General features: G+C 76.5%; 2 protein-coding genes. One reads left to right on the forward strand and one right to left on the reverse strand.

What is annotated here, in order from left to right:
* The coding region (locus ACJOT3_RS34275; RefSeq protein WP_406977289.1) for an MFS transporter at positions 1 to 746 on the reverse strand (746 nt) is incomplete at its 3' end.
* Positions 747 to 829: 83 nt separating this feature from the next.
* On the opposite strand from ACJOT3_RS34275, the gene ACJOT3_RS34280 reads away from it, so the two are divergent.
* On the forward strand, positions 830 to 1,858 hold the full coding sequence (locus ACJOT3_RS34280; protein ID WP_406977290.1) for an ArsR/SmtB family transcription factor: 1,029 nt from the start codon (positions 830 to 832) through the stop codon (positions 1,856 to 1,858).
* Positions 1,859 to 2,049: the final 191 nt, after the last annotated feature.

Genomic DNA, 2,049 nt, shown 5'->3' on the forward strand with positions numbered 1-2,049 from the left:
GTTGAGGGTGGTGGTGGGCGACGGGCAAGGAGGAGGGCACGCCGCAGGCGTTCCGTTGAGGGTGGTGGTGGGCGACGGGCAAGGAGGAGGGCACGCCGCAGGCGTTCCGTTGAGGGTGGTGGTGGGCGACGGGCGGGAAAGGCGGGGAGTCCCAGCCGCAGCAGCAGGCAGGACGCCAGCAGCAGGCCCGCGCCCGCGAGCAGCGCCGGGGTGGGCGAGAGCACCGCGAACAGCACCCCGCCGAACGCGAACCCGCAGATCTGCGCGAGCTGCGCCGCCATCCGCAGCAGGGAGCGGCCCAGCGCGAACCCCTCCGGCGGCAGCACGTCGGCCACCGTCGCCGCCTTGGTCCCCTGGTAGAGCGGGGCGATCGCGCCCATCACGAACATCAGCAGCAGCATCACCGGGACGGGTGCCCCCGGTACCGCCATGCAGACCACGAGCAGCGCGGTCGCGGCCTGGGTGAGGACCATGAGGCGGCGGGCCGGGACGCGATCGGTGAGCGCCGACAGCAGGGTCGCGCCCAGCAGGTGGGGCAGGAAGCCCACGGCGAAGGCCAGCGCCGACAGCAGCGGCGAGCCGGTGCGCGTGTACACGGTGAGGGACAGCGTGATCTGTGCGGCGACCTGGCCCAGGATCGCCAGCACCTCGGCCAGGAAGAGGACGCGGAACGCGGGGACGGCCAGGACCCGCAGGTATCCGGTGCGCGCGGCGGCGGCGGCGCGCGGTGCGGTCGGGGATGTCATGTCCCCAGGCTGGGGCTCGCGCCGGGGTAGCCTCAAACGATTCGGCGGTGGCCGAAACCGTGAGATGCCCAGGGGAGGCACCGGTGGCCGGACGGCTGGTGTTCAGCCACGATGACCTGCTGCGCTGCCGGTTCTCGGTCTCCCCGCTGTGGGAGACCACGGCGGCGGTGCGGCTGCTCGGCGAGCCCCACCGGGGCACGCTGCGCCGGCTGTGGCCCGCGGCGATCCGCGAGCGCAGCGGCACCGACCTGGGGCTGGACCCGCTGCCGCTGCTGTCGCCGCGCCCCGGGTACACGCCCGATTTCCTGGCCCCTCCCCCGCCGGGGCCGTCGGTGGACCTGGAGGACGAGCTGGCGGCTCTGCTCACCACCCCGCCCGAGCGGGCCGCGGTGGAGCTGGCGCGCTGCCTGCTGGACCCGCGCCGGGCCCTGCCGGAGTCGGTGACCGGGCCGCTGCTGGCCGACCCGGAGGCGACGCTGGAGCGGATCGTCCGGGCGCTGCGCCGGGCCTGGGAGGCGCTGGTGGCGCCGCACTGGCCGCGGGCCCGGGCGCTGTTGGAGGCCGACGTGTCGCTGCGCGCCCGCACCGTGGCCCAGGGCGGGCTGCGGGAGGTGATCTCCTCCGTCGCGCCCGACACCCGGTGGCGGGGCCGGGTGCTGCACCTGCCCGATCCGGCCGAGGGCGAGCGCACGCTGGACGGGCGGGGCCTGGTGCTGATGCCCAGCGTGTTCATGTGGCCGGAGACGGTGGCCAAGACCGAGGAGCCCTGGCAGCCGACGCTCATCTACCCGGTGCACGGGGTGGGGCGGCTGTGGGAGGCCGACGCCCCGGCCCCGCCCGGGGACGCCCTGGCCCGGCTGCTGGGCGGGACCCGGGCGCGCCTGCTGGTGGTGCTCGGCGAGCCCGCGACGACCACGGTGCTGGCCCGCACCCACGGGTGGAGTCCGGCCACCGTGTCGGAGCACCTGTCGGTGCTGCGCGCGTCCGGGCTGGTGCGGTCGTGGCGGGTGGGGCGGCGGGTGTTCTACACGCGGACCCCGGCGGGTGACACGCTGGTCCGGGCGAGCGGTCCGGCGCACCCCGGCGGGAACCCGGCGGAGGCCGGGGCTTAGGGTAGGCACGCCTCATCTGATTGTGGAACGGAGTCCCGTGTCTCCCCTGCGCAGTACCCCGCGCGCCCGTGCGCGCGCCCTGTCGTCCGCCGCCGCCCTGGCCGCCCTGACCCTGCTCAGCGCCTGCGGCGACCCCGCCGGCCCCGCCTCCGAAGGCGCCTCCGGCAACGGCGGCTCCGGCGGGGTCGCCG

This window comes from Nocardiopsis protaetiae (genome assembly GCF_045446735.1).
Classification (GTDB): domain Bacteria; phylum Actinomycetota; class Actinomycetes; order Streptosporangiales; family Streptosporangiaceae; genus Nocardiopsis; species Nocardiopsis protaetiae.